The following is a 15,262-nucleotide window of genomic DNA, read 5'->3' as shown; positions in this document are numbered from 1 at the left end:
TCGTCCGGCGTACCGGTGCGGACAGCATGGCCATGAGCGCGCTACGGACGGATCGGCAGCAGCCACGGCTGCGGTTCGTCGTTCACCTTCGCGCGAAGCCGCGACGCGGCGTCGACAGCGAGGTCGTCGGGCAGCGGCCAGCGCATCGCCGCGCCGGGCAGCACGTAACCGAGCAGCCCCTTCGCGACGTCGCGTGCGTGGCCGCCGCCGTCGATCATCTGGACTGCGGCGAGCCGCGCATGAACCGGGCCGTCGTTGCGCAGGTTCAGAAAACGCCTGCCGCCATGCTGGACGACCGTCGCGACGAGCGACGGCACCGCCGGCTCGCCGCTGCCGTCCTTCAGCACCGGATCGCGAATCCACAGCCCGCTGCCGTACACGAACAGCGGCACCGAATAACGCATCTGGAAGCGGATGCCGGTGGTCGGCCCGGCCGGCGCGTCGTCGTGCCCGTCATGCGCCACCGGAATGTCGTCCACCAGCACGCGCAACGGCAGTTCGGTGCCGGGCGGAACCGGCTGCGTGCGGATCAGCCGGACCAGCTGCTTTTTGCCCGGCGCGATCGTCGCGACCGGCGGACTCGCGACCACCTGGTCCTGCTCCGGATAGTCGTCGGCGAAATTCCGCTGCTCCCAGCCGAACACGCGGATCTGCAACGACACCGACGCATCGCCGCGATTCTCCAGCCACAGCGCGACCGAACGGCTCTCCGCCGCGAGCTTCGGATCGACCGGCGCGATCAGCACCGAACTCGCGGCCTGCGCCACCCCGCACGTCGCGAACGCGACCAGCAGCGCCAGCGCGGCGCGTTTTGCTGACTTCATCGAAACCACGACATATCCCTTATCGTTCTTTACGCCGCCTCGCGCGGCGACCAACGCGGCGCCGCCGGCCGAACCGGTCAATAGCTGACCGTGACCGTCACCGTGTCGCTGTATGCGCCGGAACCCGGCATCGGGTTCACCGCGAAGAGCCGCGCGTACACGACGAATTCCTGGTTCGTGCCATCCGTCGCCACCGAAAACGCCTGGCCGCCGTTCGCGCCGTCGCCCCACGGCGTCGCGCGCGACACGGCCGGATAAAGCTGATAGCGAAGCTGTCCGCTGCCCGCGGCGTTGCGCATGTAGCGGCCGCCGGCTATCGAGCCGGCGGCGTTCTGCCCGGCACCCATCGAAATCGTCACGTTGATGCCCGGCGTACAGCGCAGCACGATCGAACCCGCGCCACGGCTGCTCGCTGCATCGACGTTGCCGGACAGCAGCGTGACCTGGCCGAAGTCGATCGTGCCGACGCTCGTCGCGCTGGACGTGCCGCCGCCGATCACGCAGCCGCGCTCGATCGTCGCCTTGACCGCGAAGCGGCTCGACACGCTCGTGTCGAACTGCGCGAACGCGGGCGTCGAACCGGTCAGCAACGCAGCGGCGACCCCATAGAAGCCACATATCGGAAAGAGCCTTTTCACCACGACACCGTCACCGTTACGACGTCGGCATAACTGCCGGCCTGCGGCGTCGGCTGCGCGGGCACGCGGCCGAACACCGGCGTCCACTGCTCGCTGCCGTTCGCGGCCACCGACACGCCGGACACGTCGTCCCAGATCGTCGAATAACCCGCGTCGGTATAGAGGTTGTACGCGATCGGCTGCATTGCCGTGCCGCCCCGCATCCGGCGCTGTGCAACGGAGCCGCTGCCGCCGCCGTTCATCAGGATCCGGTAGCCGACGCCGCTCGCGCACTTCACGCGAATCGCGCCCGCATGCGGCTGGCCGGTCACGGCGATGCCGTTGTTCAGCGCGTAATGTGTGCCGAAGTCGAGCGTGCCGAAATCCAGCTTGCCGCTGCCGTCGGCCGCGCCCGCCTCGCACGCGGGCAGCACGGTGACCGCCACGCCTAGCTGGGTGGTCGCCGTCTGCGCGAAGCATTCGACGGCGACCGGCAGCAGGAGCAGGGCGATCAGCGGCGGCCGGAGAAACGCAGCGCGGTCCATCGCCGGCTAACGTGTCGGCAGCGGCGGCACCGCCCGAACCGGCACGCGCGCGCCTACCACGCGACGGTCACCAGAACGACGTCGTTATAGGTGCCGGCCGTCGGCGTAGATTGCGGCGGCACGAGACCGTACACGGTGATGTCCTGCGGGATGCCGCTGCCGGTCTTCGACAGCAGTTGGCCGAAGTTGGCGCCGTCGCCCCACTGCGTGGTGCGCGCCGCGTCCTGGAACAACTGATACCTGACCGGATTGCCGCCGCCGCTCATCTGCCGCTCGCTGCCGCCCGGATTCTGGCCGCTGCCGAGCGCGACCGTATAACCGGTGTCGTTCGAGCATTGCACGGCCATCGGCCCCATCGAGCCGTTCGACTGCGCGGACACGTTGTTGTTCAGTTCGTAGTGCGTGCCGAAGTCGAGTGTGCCGAACGCATTCAGCGTGCCGTCCTGACCGCCGTTGACGACCGTGCAGCCGCTGCCGACCGTGATCGTCACGCCTAGTTGCCCCTGCAACTGATCCGCTGACGCCGGCCCCGCTCCGACAACGAACATCGCCGACGCTGCAAGAAAATACTTTCCGATAGCCATCTCTTTCCCCTTCTCGTTTCGTTGAATGTGAGAGGAATTTAAGGTTTGTCCGATCGGACAGAGAGGAGGGTAAACCCGAAAAAATCGCCCAATCGGGTGATTTTTTGGCCTTCCGCAAACGCCTGTTTTTTGATTATTCGTTATCCCGAATTAACGGAAACGGCGTATCCGTTGAATCCATTGGCTTTGCGCGAAGCACTGTCAGCCAAATTCCTATTTACGAGACTGAATCATCCTGCTTGACAACGGACTGGCGTCCGGTCAGCACGCGAACCAGTTCGTCGCGCGCCGCGCCGTATTCCGCGCTGATCATTCCATGACCGGCCGCCGCATCGACGAGCGCCTGCTGCACCGCCGGCTCGACCGACTGGAACGGCAGCCCCGGCCGCGGGCGATCGCACGGCGCGTCCGGCCGCAAACGATTCACCGCCTGCAGCGGGAGCGTCGTGCAGGCGGACGGCGAGCACCCGGGCACGGAAGCCTCGGCGAAATACAGATACAGCCGCTCCTCCCACAGCAGCAGCCGCGCGAGCATCACGAGCGGACTGAGCGCGCCGACATGATCGGGCAGACGGAACGGCCGGTACTGCGCGATCCACCGTTCGAGATCCGCGGCCGGCATCGGCCGCGCGATCACGTAACCCTGCACCGCATCGACGCCGAGCGTCGCGATCGCTTCGAGCAGCCCGTAGCTCTCGACGCCCTCGACGATCACCTGCTTGCCGAGCGAATGTCCGAGCCGGGTCAACTGGTACACGAAACGCAGCACGTCCGACGAGTCGTCGTCGGCGAGCGTGACGATGCTGCGGTCGATCTTCACGACGTCGAACGGCAGTTCGCGCAGCCGCGTCAGGCTGCTATGCCCGGAGCCGAGATCGTCCTCCGCGAGACGGATGCCGAGCGCCTTGAAACGCGCGAGTTCCTGATTGACGTGCGCGCCGGACGCGATCTCGTCGGTCTCCAGCACTTCGAGCGTCAGCCGGTCCGCGGAACAGCCGTATTCGCGCAACATCCGCTGCGTGATGTCGAAGTAGCGGTTGTCGTTGAACGCGCCCGAGGGCAGGTTCACGGACACGCCGAGATCGAAGCCCGCGCGCAGCCATCCTGCGCGCTGCGCGAGCGCCTGCCGCAAGCCGTGCGCATACAGCGCGACGAAGTCGTCCGACGACAGCGCCGGAAAGAACACCGCCGGCGTCAGCAGCCGGTCGCCGTCGCGCAGCCGCGCGAGCGCCTCCACCTTCGTCACGCAGCCGCTCTTCAGATCGACCAGCGGCTGGTAATGCATTTCGAGCGCGTCCGAGCGCAGCAGTTCGGCCCAGTGCCGCCGCGTCTCGAACTGCACCGTATGCGTGAGGCCGTCCTGGCTCTCCATGCGCCGGATCGCGGACACGAGCAGCGTCTGCAACTGCGCGATGAAGTTCACCTGGTCGTCGGACGCGAAGCCGCCCGGCAGCGCGCCGTACAGGATCAGCACCGCGAGCGGCCGGCCGCCCGGTTCCGCGAGCGGCACCGATACGCTGCTGCGAAACCCCGCTTCGCGAGCCGCGGGACGCCACCACATCATCCGCGGATCGGTCGAGAAGTTCAGGCAGCGTTCGATCTGCTCGCTGCGCCACGCGCGGCCGGTCGGCCCCGTGCTCATCGCGGTGATCGCGCCGCCCACCGAACGTTCGAGCGCCGCGAAATACGTCTCCGTGTTCGGACCGGCGATCGATTCGAACCGGAACTTGCCCTGCGCATCGGGACGCCCAAACGCGCAGCCGGCGATCTCGTCATGCGCGCCGAGCGTCTGCGCGACCTCGACGATCAGGTCGGTGTAACTGTTCGCCCCCCACGCAAGTTGCGTGATCTGCTGGATCGTCTCGTAGCGCGACGCCTTCAGCGTCAGATACGACTCGATCTGCCACGCGAGATCACGGATCAGCCGCCGGCCGAGCAGCGCGAGCGCCTCGCCGTGCACGGTCGTGTCCAGCGATTCGCGGACCGCGACGTGCAGGACCTCCTGGCCGAGAATCACTTCGTCGGCCGGCAGCCCGACGATCGCGTGAATGCGCCCGACGTGCAGCGACACCGCGCGATGGCGCTCCAGCGTCAGGTCCGGCGCGACGAGCATCAGCAGGTTCTGCAACTGCTGCGCCTTCAGGTTGGCGAGTTCGTCCGCCGACAGCACGCCGAGGAACTGGCTCGAACGCGGCAGCGCCGCGATGCCCCGGTAGAACCGCTCGACGACGGCGCCGCCGCAGCGCCGCAGTTCCGCCTCCAGGTCTGCGAGCACCGGTCGCCAGGCCGGGCCATAGAGGTGCAGCGCGCCATCCGCCGCCTCGCGATCAGGATTGCCCGAAGGACGATGTGTCATGGTTCAACGAATGTCGTAATCGAGGTTACCCGTTGAAGGATTACCAGACTGCCTGCGAATCCGCGTGATTTCCGTACGAAGATACCTTTTTACGTCAACGGCACGCGAATTCCCTAGAACGTTTCGTCGGGCGGTAAATACCGTTTCCCGCTTGACAACAAAAACGGCCAATACGTCAAAACATAAACCGGACATAACGCACTCATTCTGTGCAAAGCCGTTATGCAAACGCTTCAAATGGTTAATATCGGTGCGCGGCGGCGGACTTGTCATTTCTGTGCCGCTTTTTGCAGTTTGCGCGTCGCGTCCATCAGGCCGTACATCGGCACCGTCGCCAGTTGCCGGTCGTGCAGCGTCAGGACCTCGCACAGCAGATCGAATGCGTCGTCATCGATCCGCCATATGCCGGTCTGCTCGCTCGACGCATGGCACCGCGTGATCGCATCGTCCGTTTCGCGGAAGAGCCCCGGCCGCGCGTCGCCGTAACCCGCCGCGTTGAGCAGCATCGCGAAATACGTCGCCTGTCTCAGGCTCGCGAGATGAAACGATTCGGCCGCGCCGCGGCGCAAGACTTCCAGCGTCAGGTGATTGTCGATCGACACCTGCATCGCCAGCGACTGCGCCATCGGCAGCAGCAGCGATTTGCCCTGCGTTCGCGGCGGCCGCGCCGGACCCGGCCGGCGCTCGCGCGTTTTCCTGCTCATAGGCGCTGCCTCATTCGATCGCGTCGCGAGCCGGCGTGTGCGGCCCGCGCCGTCAACGTTACCGGCCGGACACTTCCGGCAGGCTCGAATCCGTGATCCCGTAGCCGTCGGCGAGAATCAGCAGGATTTCATCGATGATCAGCAATTCGTCGGATTTGAGGTTGTCGCGATGCCAGCGCCGCAACTCGCTCAGCACGTAGAAGAGGCGCTGCCGCGCTTCGCCGGACTGGTCGACGAGCGGCCAGCCGTGCATCAGATGCGCGAGCGGCAATACGCTTCGACGCTCGCACAAACGGTCGAACAGCGCGAGACATTCCTTGTCGAGTTCGCCCAGCGTTCCCTGCTTTTCGTTATTCATCGAGATGCCCCCGTACACGTGTATTGCCCTGGCTCCGACAACGACGAGCCCACCTGCCTGTTTACGGCCTGTTCACAGCTTGTTGTCGTTCCGACACGGCGCGCGCGCGAGCGCATCGACCTGTCACGGCATCACGTATCGGCGGCCTCGCGCATTGTTTTGCCCCTGTGTTCACGGCAAAAACGCGCGGCGTCGCATTCCGGATTGCCCGGCGATGCGACGGCCCCTCCTGTTCGCGGCGACGAACTGCGCGCCGGCTCGAATGCAGGATGTGCGTGACTGAGACAGGCCCGTTGGCGTTCCCGCATCGGATACCCGAATTAACGTCCCATGCTAGCGCTTATTGAGTCGGGATAAGTGCCTCTTGCGCGAATTCGTTGATGCAATCAGAATCGCAGAATATCTCGATCAAGGCTAGTGAATGACGGGCGAAAGAATCGTCAAATAACGTCAAGCCTGATTTCCTTATATTTTTTCAGGTTTTATGTCCTGATTCCAACGGCAAACGTTTTCGATATCGGGAAAATCTCGATCGATAGCGATAAAGATAAAGCCGTTCATGCGGATGCCCCGGAAAATATCCGCCGCCGCCCGGCCTGAACACCCCGCGGACGCACAGCGTTAGCCAACTTCGCGTTGTCGCTATACTGGACGCCCGACTCCAGGAGGGCGCATCCCGTGGGCATGGCCTCGTTCCTGCAGTTCTTCGCGCGGCTGGACCAGGACCTCGAAGCACTGCTCGTGCATCAGGGGCCGCTCGCGTACGCGATCCTCGCCGCGATCATCTTCTGCAGCGTCGGCGTGCTGCCGCTCTTCTTCCTGCCGGCCGACATGCTGCTGTTCCTCGCCGGCGCGCTGTCCGCGATCGGCGTGCTGCGGCCCGCATGGCTCGCGCCGCTGCTCGTCGCCGCCGCGATCGCCGGAAACGTGTTCAACTACGCGCTGTCGCGCGCGGTCGCGTCCGTCTGGAAGCCGTCCAGGGTCCGATGGTTCGACGCCGCCGCGTCGCGCACGCGCGCGCTGTACGCACGCCACGGCGCCGCGCTATTGCTGTTCTCGCCGTTCATCGCGATCGTGCGGACCGGCGCGCCCGCGATCGCCGGCGCGACCGCGATGCCGTTCCGCCGGTTCCTGCGCTTCGTATCGGGCGGCGCGGTGATCTGGATTTTCTCGCTGGCGCTGCCGGGTTTTTTCTTCGGCAACGTGCCGTGGGTGCGAACCCACCTGCCGACCGCGATGGCGATCGTGATCGGCGCGGGCGTCGTCGTGGTCGCCGTCCGCGCGCTGTGGAGCAGACGGGGCGGCCGCGCGGGCGGCGACCCGCCGCTGCGCGAGCACGAGTCCCGCTGCGACTGACGCGGCATGCGTTTTCTTCGAGCGAATGAAAAGCATGAACCAGGGCCTGCTGAAATGTACGTGCGCCATCGTTCTCGCCACCCTGATCGGATGGATTCTCCACGTCGGGCGCTCGGTGCTGGTGCCGATCGCGTTCGGCATCATCGCGACCTATGTGATCTTCGGGCTCGCGGGCCTGCTGCGGCGCATTCCGTATGCCGGCGAACGGCTGAAGGCCGGCTTGCGCTACACGATCGCGGCCACGCTGATGGTCTTCATCGTCTATCTGTCCGTCGATCTGCTGCTGTCCGATAAGGACCGGCTGATGGCGCTCGCGCCGAAGTACGAGGCGACGCTGCTGGCGCTGCTGACGAAATTCGCCGCGTTCCTGCACATCGAGACCGAGGCGAGCTGGACCGCGATCCGCCGCGACCTGCTCGCGACCGTCGACGTGCAGGCGATCATCACCGCGACGCTGTCGTCGGTGTCGTCGCTGATCGCGACGATCGTCGTCGTGACGCTGTATGCGGCGTTTTTTCTCGTCGAGCACGCGAAGTTCCGCCGCAAGCTCGTGACCTTCGCGGGCGGCACCACGCAGATCGTGTCGGTGATCGACGAGGTCAACGCGAAGATCGGCACCTATCTCGCGCTGAAGGCGCTGCTCGGCGTGATTCTCGGCATCGCGAGCTGGGTATGCATGTACTTCATCGGTCTGGAATTCGCGGAGCTGTGGGCGGTGCTGATCGGCCTCCTGAACTTCATTCCGTATGCCGGCTCGCTGGTCTCGGTCGCACTGCCGACGCTGCTCGCCGCGTTGCAGTTCGGCCAGCTGAGCGAGGCGTTTGCGATCTTCGTTGCGCTCACGGTAATCAATTTCGTGGTCGGCCACATCCTCGATCCGTGGCTGATGGGCGGCTCGCTGAACCTGAGCCCCACGGTGATCCTGATCAGCCTCGCGGCATGGTCGTCGGTGTGGGGCATCGCGGGTGCATTCCTTGCGGTGCCGATCACGGTCGGGCTGATCATTGCGTTTTCCGCGTTCGATTCGACGCGGCGTTTCGCGATGCTGCTGACCAACGACGGCTAACGTCCCGCGCCGTCCCCCCACGTTCACAAACGTGAACGACAACGCCTTCGCTATCGGCGCTCATCCCTGAAAAGCTATGCGCAGCGCGGCTTGAAGTCGAAAACGGCTTCACTATAATGGGGACCACAGCGAACCCCGATCGCCATTTCGTTCATCTGCACCATCGCGCCGCTCGTTTCGCATTACGTATCTATCCGCATCGGCGAGCGAAGCAGGCGAACGAATCGACAGGCGCGCCCATCGTGTGCGCCGCCAGCGCGAATTCCGGCGGACAGACTATCCTGCTTGTGTATGCATCCGCAACGACATACGGCTGCAATTTCCGTATCCGAAAGACGCGTGGAGACTGCTTGACAGTGTGGCACCGAAGAGGCCTCAACTCCGTGACCCAACCGTCCTTTCATCGTAAAAAGGATCGACCATGAAGAACCGGACCTTAGCGCGACTCCTTGCCATCATGCTCGCCGGCGCATCGTTTGCCGCCATCGCCGCCGGACCGCCCGACGCCGGCCCCGGCCGGCATCAGGTGAGACCATCGATGCCGTATCACGACTGGCACAAGGGGCAACGTGTGCCGACCGAATACCGCCACCACAACTTCATGATCAGCGACTGGCGCAGCCACGGCCTGCGTGCGCCGCCGCGCGGTTATCAGTGGCTCGGCGTGAACGGCGACTACGTGCTGGTCGCAAACCGCAACTGGACGATCTCGGACATCGTGTCCGGGCATCCGTAACACGGTCCGCGCGCGACGGCGACGCGTTGCTGCGCGGTCGCGCGACGCCGGACGAAAAAGGCCTGGCCGACGCCACCCCGTCTTTCGGGCCGATCCACTCGTGCGCCGTGCCGTGTACCGTGCCGCGTGACCGTCCGCCCGGCACATCATCCCGCCGCATTCGCCGACGCCGGTTGTTCCGGCCGAAGGGGTACGCAACATGATCGAGCCAGGACGCAACCCGCCACCGATGAACAGCGGCTCGACGAAGCGCTCCGTCTGGCCGCTGTCGACGTCCGCGATACTCGTCGTCGCGGGGATCTTCTGCATCCTGATCCCGTTCGTGTCGCCGATCGCCGGGCCGCTCTTCATCGGCCGGATACTGATCTTCTGCGGCTTCGCGCATCTGCTGCGGCTCTTCGCGACGCGCGGCGCGCGCAACATCGTGCGGCGCATTCCGCCCGTCGTCGTGCCGGTGCTGATCGGCATACTCGTGCTCGTGAACGAAGGGCCGCACGCGCGCAGCCTCGCGGTGCTGCTGATGATCTTCTTCGTGCTCGACGGCTTCTTCAAGATGGTGTCGTCGATCGAATCGGATCCCGCGCGAATCGACAACCTGTCGCTCGTCAGCGCAGGGCTGTCGCTGTTCCTCGCGGTCTTCCTCGCCGCGACTTTTCCCGGCACGCCAACGTGGATGCTGTCGCTGTTCCTCGGGCTCGACCTGATCTCGATGGGAATCGTCACCGCGTCGAAGGGCACGCGCGTCGGCGCATGATGGTCCGCCATCCAGACTATTCGAACGATCCAGACACCGCTCACATCGCGACAAAGGCGACAGTCCGCCGCGGAAGATTCCGCCCGGAACAGAGGCGCTTTGCGCTACCCTCGCTATCGTTCTGAAAACGAGTCGCCGTGCACGCGAACGGCGCCACAGCGTCCGGCGCACGCCGCGGCGATGGAGTCCAGTGTCGATGTCCGATCTCAAGATCCCGGAGTTGGTGTGTCCCGCGGGAAGCCCGCCGGCGCTGCGCGCCGCCGTCGATGGCGGCGCCGATTGCATCTATGTCGGCCTCAAGAACGATACGAATGCGCGCGCGTTTCCCGGCCTCAATTTCGACGAGCGCGCGCTGGGCGACGGCGTGCAGTACGCGCATCGCGCCGGCGCGAAGGTCCTGCTCGCGATCAACACCTATGCGCACGGCGGCGATCTATCGCGATGGACCAACGCGATCGACATCGCCGCGCGGGTCGGCGTCGATGCGATCATCGTCGCCGATGTCGTATTGATGGCGTATGCGGCAAGGGTCCATCCGTCGCTGCGGCTGCATCTGTCGGTCCAGGCATCGGTCACCAGCTACGAAGGCATCAACTTCCTCGCGCGCGAGTTCGGCATCCGCCGCGCGGTGCTGCCGCGCGTGCTGTCCGTCGAGCAGATCGAGAACACGATCGCGCATACGGCGGTCGAGATCGAGGTGTTCGGCTTCGGCAGCCTGTGCGTGATGGTCGAGGGCCGCTGCGCGCTGTCCGCGCATGCGAGCGGCGAGGCACCGAACCTGAGCGGCGTCTGCTCGCCCGCGCGTCACGTGCAGTGGATCGAGCGGATCGACGCGGGCCGCCGGCGGCTCGATGCCAAGCTCGGACCGGTGCTCGTCGACAGCTACGATCCGGACGAACGCGCAAGTTATCCGACCATCTGCAAGGGCCGTTTCGACGCGGGCGGCAAACGTTATTACACGATGGAAGAGCCCGCGAGCCTGAACGCGCTCGAACTGCTGCCGACGCTCGCGCGCATCGGCGTCGCGGCGGTGAAGGTCGAAGGACGGCAACGCGGCCCCGCGTACACGGCCGCGGTCACGCGCGTGTGGCGCGCGGCGCTCGACGCGCTCGCGCAGCGCGGCGATGCGATGCAGCCGCAGGCCGCGTGGCTCGCGACGTTGGCCGGCTTGTCCGAAGGACAACAGGACACGCTCGGCGCCTATTCCCGTCCGTGGAAATGAACCCGATGAAAACCTCGCTCGGCCCGATCCTTTACTACTGGCCGCGTCGCGACGTGATGCGGTTCTACGATGCGATCGCGCGGTCGCGCGTCGACGTCGTGTATCTCCGCGAAGTCGTCTGCTCGCGCCGGCATGAGTTGCGCGGTGACGACTGGCTCGGCCTCGCGCGCGATCTCGCGTCGCACGGCAAGGAAGTGGTGCTGTCGACGCTCGCGTTGACCGAAACCGAAGCGGACCTGCGGCGGCTGCGCCGGATCGCGGACAACGGCGAATTCGCGGTCGAGGCGAACGACATGTCGGCGGTCGGCCTGCTCGCGCGCGGCACGCCGTTCGTGATCGGGCCGCACGTGAACTGCTACAGCGCGCCGATGCTCGACTGGCTCGCGGAACTCGGCGCGCGCCGCTGGGCCGCGCCGATCGACTGCGACGCGGACGTGTTGCGCGCCGTGCATGCAGAGCGCCGTGCGCCGTGCGAAACCGAATACCTCGTGTACGGACGCGCGCCGCTCGCGTTTTCCGCGCGCTGCTTCACCGCGCGGCATCACAATCTGCAGAAGGACTGCTGCGAACGCCGCTGCGAGGACGACGCCGACGGCATCGCGGTGGCCGCGCAGGACGGCACGCCGTTCGTCGCGCTGAACGGCGTGCAGGTTCAGACCGCGCAGATCGTGAACCTGACGCGTCACGTCGATGCGCTGCGCGACGCCGGCGTATCGGTGCTGCGCGTGAGTCCGCAATCGCAGCACACGCCGGAGATCGTCGACATCGTCGCGGCCGCCGCGCGCGGCGAACTCGATCCGCAGGATGCGTACGACCGGTCGCGCGGCCTCCAGCACGCGCCGCCGTGCGACGGCTTCTGGTTCGGGCGGCCCGGCATCACATCGGCGGCCGGCGGACGCGGCGGCATCGAATGGACCCGCGCAACAAACGGAGGACACGCGTAATGGCGATCATTCATCCGCTTCGCCTGCCGTCGCTGCGCGCGGTGTTCGGCGGGCTGCCGGCCAGGCCGCCCGCCATCGCGCTCGCCGCGCTGCTGAACCTGCATTTGCTGCCGCTGCTCGACGCCGAGACGCGCGAGAGGCTCGAACGCCGCCGTTATGTGATCGACGTGACCGATGTCGGCATCGCCATCGGGCTCACATTGACGGCCGGCCGTTTCGCGGCGTCGCCGACTGGCGGCGAAGCCGACCTGTGCATCGCCGCGGGCAGCCGCGACTTCCTGCGGCTCGCCGCCCGCGAGATCGACGCGGATACGCTGTTTTTCGCGCGCCGCCTGACGATGCAGGGCGACACCGAACTCGGGCTCATCGTGCGCAACGCGATCGACGCGGTGGACTTCGACGCGACGCGCGACGGCCGCATCGTGCAGTCGGCGGTTCGGCGCGTCGCGCAGTTCGTGTCGCTGCTCGAAAAACGGTTCGGCGGCGAACCCCGCGCGGGCGACTGAACGCCGTCGCGTCAAACGCTTCGCCGCGACCGCTCATGCCGCGCCGCGCGGCGCAACGAACACGTCCGTCGCGGGCGCCGTCCCGCGATACTTCTCGACGTCGGCCGGGCAGCCTCGACGTGTTGTCGATCACCTCTTTCATCTTGCCCGGCGATCCGGCGAAATATTCGGCATCCGGAACGTTCCGGATGCGGAGGCCAGTTCGCGTCCGCCGCCGAGCCGCGTTTCGTCGTTCTGCCCGACCGACGCGTGACAGGTCGCGCCATGGGTGTTGTTGATGATCCGCCCTGAGGCGCACACAAATTTTCGAAAGAATGACCTCCAATCTCGAAAATCAAAATGCAATGCATCGACGCGTAAAACGCGCGGCGAAATCGATGAAGTGCTTGCTGCATAAGCGTTTTGCGCCGATGTTCGATTAATCGGCATCGCACTATCTAACGCTAAAGTCCAAATGGCCGCACTGCCGTTGAATAACGCAGCGGGGTAATTCCGCCTAATGACCGGATCAAGGAATCGCGTATTGCCGGATTTTTTCCGCTTTTTCGAATTCAGTCCACCGCGCCGCGCGGCACATCCCCGCGCCGCACCGCCGCCTTGACGAACGCGACAAAACGTTCGACGACCGCATCGTCGCGGTCGGCGCGCCATGCGAGTCCGACGCGCCACTGCGCAGCCGCATCGCGCAGCGGCAACACGCGCGCGTCGCGCAGCAGGTATTGCGCGCGCGACGGCAGGAACGCCGCGCCGACGCCCGCGGCCACCGACGCGAGCACGGTCTGGATGTCGTCCGCATGCTGGATCACGCGCGGCGCGAAACCATGCGCCGCGCACCAGCGATCCACCTGCGCGGCAAGGCCGGGGCCGCGGCTGCGGGTCAGCGCGACGAAACCCGGTTCGTTGAGCCGCGCGGCGTCCGCCGGCACGCGCCGCCACCGCACGTGCTGCGGCAGCGCGAGCGCCAGCGACTCGTCGAGCACCGCGAACGCGGACAACCCGTCGGCCGCCGGCAGCCGCACGAAACCGACGTCGAGCTTGTCCGCGAGCAGCCGCTCGGTCTGCCCCGCCGACGACAGGTCGTGCAGCGTCACGTTCACGTCCGGATGCTGCTCGCGAAACCCGGCGATCAGGCGCGGCGCGAACGTCAACGTGGACAGTCCGAGCCCGACGCGCAGATGGCCGCGCCGGCCGCTGCTCGCGGCGCGCGCGCGGGCCAGCACCTCGTCGGCGTCGCGGACCAGCGCGCGCGCATCCGCCACGAAGGCCGCGCCGAACGTCGTCAGTTCCGCGCCGTGCCGGCCGCGTTCGAACAGCTTCGCGCCGAGCTGCGCTTCGAGCACGGCGATCTGCTTGCTCAGCGCCGGCTGGCTCAGATGCAGCGCGTCGCTCGCGCGCCCGTAGTGCCGCAGCTCGGCGATCGCGAGAAACGCGCGAAGCAGTCTAAGTTCCATTCCAGAGAGTGATCGAATCGGGAAGAAGATTCATTTTACTGATTGAACGATCGCGCATTCAATAGCGGTGTTCCTCGTCTTTTGCCCGTCATCCATCATGCGCTCTTCGTCCCCAACTCCACTGCGGGTCGCTTCGATTCCGCTCGCGCCGCGACACGGCGATCCGATGCACAACGCGATGCTCGTCGCGTCGTCGCTCGAACGGGCCGCGCGCGCCGGCGTGGCGCTCGCGATTTTTCCGGAGCGATGCCTGACCGGCGGCGACCTCGCGAATGCGCGCACCGCCCGTCGTGGCGCGCCGGATACCGTGGTGGAAACGTCCGACAGTCCCGCGTTTCGAACGGTTAGGGATGCCGTCGCGCAAACCGGCGTCGCAGCCGGCGTCGGGTTGATCGAACGCGCAGCCGATGGGCGGCTGTTCAACAGCTACGCGATCTGCCTGCCGGACGGCCAGCGTCATTGGCAGCGGCAAGCGCTTTCGCGCGACGGCCGGCACGCCCGCCACGGCGGCGAGATCGCGGCGTTCGACACGCATTGGGGCACGAGGATCGGCGTGCTGATCGGCCGCGACAACGACCTGGCCGAGAACGCGCGGACCCTGGCGTTGATGGACGCGCATCTGCTGATCGCGCCGCATCTGACGCCGTCACCGCATCCGCGCGACGACGGCTGGCTGCCACGCGTGCTCGCCGCGCGCGCGCTCGAAAACGGTTTCTACGTCGCGTTCTGCGATTCAGCGGACAGCGAAAACCCGTCGCGCATCGCGAACGCCGCAACGATCGTCGATCCGTCCGGCCAGCCGATCGGCATCGAGCGCGACGACATGCAGGGGCTCCTCGCGGCCGACGTCGAACCGTCCCGCGTCGCCGCCAGCGCAGGACGGCAGCGGCTCGCCGCGCGCCGGCCGGAACTGTCCGGCCGCGCCGCGTCGCTACCCGCCGCGCGCGAACCGCAGCGGGCGGCGGCGCGTGGCTCGGTCCCGCTGTCGTTCGCGGTCGTCGCGCGCACGCGCATCGGACGCTGACGCCCGCGCGGAAAGCCGCGCTGCTCGCCGTCCTCGACCGCCCGCCGCCGTCCGCCGCCGTCCGCCACCGCCCACGAAACGCCGCGAAACCCCGCGACGCGACCGCCCAACACCGCCGCAATCCGCACCGCGGCGCGCACGGGTACGTTAGTATCCCGGTAAGCGCCGTTGGCGCAGGACCGCTGCAACCCTCTTACAGTCACCATACGATGCAA

17 protein-coding genes are annotated in these 15,262 nt (G+C 66.6%); 8 read left to right on the top strand and 9 right to left on the bottom strand.

Annotation, left to right across the window (positions count from 1 at the left end):
- Positions 1–41: 41 nt before the first annotated feature.
- The 7 genes from BLV92_RS28465 to BLV92_RS28435 all read right to left on the bottom strand — a co-directional run bounded on the left by BLV92_RS28465 (position 42) and on the right by BLV92_RS28435 (position 5,988).
- A complete protein-coding gene (locus BLV92_RS28465) occupies positions 42–824 on the bottom strand; it encodes a fimbrial biogenesis chaperone (RefSeq protein WP_090552132.1) in 783 nt (260 codons plus the stop codon).
- Between the two features lie 77 nt (positions 825–901).
- Complete coding sequence (locus tag BLV92_RS28460; RefSeq protein WP_166676928.1) at positions 902–1,462, bottom strand: Csu type fimbrial protein; 561 nt, start codon at positions 1,460–1,462, stop codon at positions 902–904.
- A complete protein-coding gene (locus tag BLV92_RS28455; RefSeq protein ID WP_090552129.1) occupies positions 1,459–1,986 on the bottom strand; it encodes a Csu type fimbrial protein in 528 nt (175 codons plus the stop codon). Before BLV92_RS28455 ends, BLV92_RS28460 begins: the two co-directional genes overlap by 4 nt.
- A 53-nt stretch (positions 1,987–2,039) precedes the next feature.
- Complete coding sequence (locus BLV92_RS28450; protein ID WP_208862151.1) at positions 2,040–2,570, bottom strand: Csu type fimbrial protein; 531 nt, start codon at positions 2,568–2,570, stop codon at positions 2,040–2,042.
- A 217-nt stretch (positions 2,571–2,787) separates the two neighbouring features.
- Positions 2,788–4,926 carry an EAL domain-containing protein gene (locus BLV92_RS28445; RefSeq protein WP_090552128.1) on the bottom strand — a complete coding sequence of 713 codons (2,139 nt, stop codon included), beginning with the start codon at positions 4,924–4,926 and terminating at the stop codon, positions 2,788–2,790.
- A 269-nt stretch (positions 4,927–5,195) separates the two neighbouring features.
- A complete protein-coding gene (locus BLV92_RS28440; RefSeq protein WP_090552125.1) occupies positions 5,196–5,630 on the bottom strand; it encodes a hypothetical protein in 435 nt (144 codons plus the stop codon).
- A gap of 58 nt (positions 5,631–5,688) precedes the next feature.
- Complete coding sequence (locus tag BLV92_RS28435; RefSeq protein ID WP_090552123.1) at positions 5,689–5,988, bottom strand: hypothetical protein; 300 nt, start codon at positions 5,986–5,988, stop codon at positions 5,689–5,691.
- Positions 5,989–6,672: 684 nt separating this feature from the next.
- Between BLV92_RS28435 and BLV92_RS28430 the strand changes: the two genes are divergently transcribed.
- The 7 genes from BLV92_RS28430 (at position 6,673) to ubiT (ending at position 12,572) form a co-directional block, all read left to right on the top strand.
- Entirely contained in the window at positions 6,673–7,344 is a 672-nt protein-coding gene (locus BLV92_RS28430) for a VTT domain-containing protein (protein ID WP_090552121.1), read from the top strand.
- A 34-nt stretch (positions 7,345–7,378) separates the two neighbouring features.
- Positions 7,379–8,410 carry an AI-2E family transporter gene (locus tag BLV92_RS28425; protein WP_090552119.1) on the top strand — a complete coding sequence of 344 codons (1,032 nt, stop codon included), beginning with the start codon at positions 7,379–7,381 and terminating at the stop codon, positions 8,408–8,410.
- A 421-nt stretch (positions 8,411–8,831) separates the two neighbouring features.
- Positions 8,832–9,146, top strand: coding sequence for an RcnB family protein (locus BLV92_RS28420; RefSeq protein ID WP_090552117.1), 315 nt, complete (start codon positions 8,832–8,834; stop codon positions 9,144–9,146).
- Positions 9,147–9,345: 199 nt separating this feature from the next.
- On the top strand, positions 9,346–9,900 hold the full coding sequence (locus tag BLV92_RS28415; protein WP_090552115.1) for an HdeD family acid-resistance protein: 555 nt from the start codon (positions 9,346–9,348) through the stop codon (positions 9,898–9,900).
- 196 nt (positions 9,901–10,096) lie between these two features.
- Positions 10,097–11,122, top strand: coding sequence for a ubiquinone anaerobic biosynthesis protein UbiU (gene ubiU, locus BLV92_RS28410; RefSeq protein WP_090552113.1), 1,026 nt, complete (start codon positions 10,097–10,099; stop codon positions 11,120–11,122).
- Positions 11,123–11,127: 5 nt separating this feature from the next.
- Positions 11,128–12,066 carry a U32 family peptidase gene (locus tag BLV92_RS28405; RefSeq protein ID WP_090553124.1) on the top strand — a complete coding sequence of 313 codons (939 nt, stop codon included), beginning with the start codon at positions 11,128–11,130 and terminating at the stop codon, positions 12,064–12,066.
- Positions 12,066–12,572 carry a ubiquinone anaerobic biosynthesis accessory factor UbiT gene (gene ubiT / locus BLV92_RS28400; protein WP_090552111.1) on the top strand — a complete coding sequence of 169 codons (507 nt, stop codon included), beginning with the start codon at positions 12,066–12,068 and terminating at the stop codon, positions 12,570–12,572. The genes BLV92_RS28405 and ubiT overlap by 1 nt, the downstream gene beginning before the upstream one ends.
- Positions 12,573–12,710: 138 nt before the next feature.
- Here ubiT and BLV92_RS32415 read toward each other — a convergent pair whose 3' ends face one another.
- Together BLV92_RS32415 and BLV92_RS28395 are read right to left on the bottom strand one after the other, a co-directional pair.
- Positions 12,711–13,001 (bottom strand): hypothetical protein, encoded by a 291-nt coding sequence (locus tag BLV92_RS32415; protein ID WP_177197897.1) that lies wholly within the window; start codon positions 12,999–13,001, stop codon positions 12,711–12,713.
- Between the two features lie 122 nt (positions 13,002–13,123).
- Complete coding sequence (locus BLV92_RS28395) at positions 13,124–14,023, bottom strand: LysR family transcriptional regulator (RefSeq protein ID WP_090552109.1); 900 nt, start codon at positions 14,021–14,023, stop codon at positions 13,124–13,126.
- Positions 14,024–14,120: 97 nt separating this feature from the next.
- Here BLV92_RS28395 and BLV92_RS28390 point away from each other — a divergent pair, with 97 nt between their 5' ends.
- Positions 14,121–15,047 (top strand): nitrilase-related carbon-nitrogen hydrolase, encoded by a 927-nt coding sequence (locus tag BLV92_RS28390; RefSeq protein WP_090729867.1) that lies wholly within the window; start codon positions 14,121–14,123, stop codon positions 15,045–15,047.
- Positions 15,048–15,262: the final 215 nt, after the last annotated feature.

This window comes from Paraburkholderia caballeronis (genome assembly GCF_900104845.1).
Classification (GTDB): Bacteria; Pseudomonadota; Gammaproteobacteria; order Burkholderiales; family Burkholderiaceae; genus Paraburkholderia; species Paraburkholderia caballeronis.
Note: the sequence above shows the minus strand (reverse complement) of the source record. Positions and strands in the feature narration are given on the sequence as shown.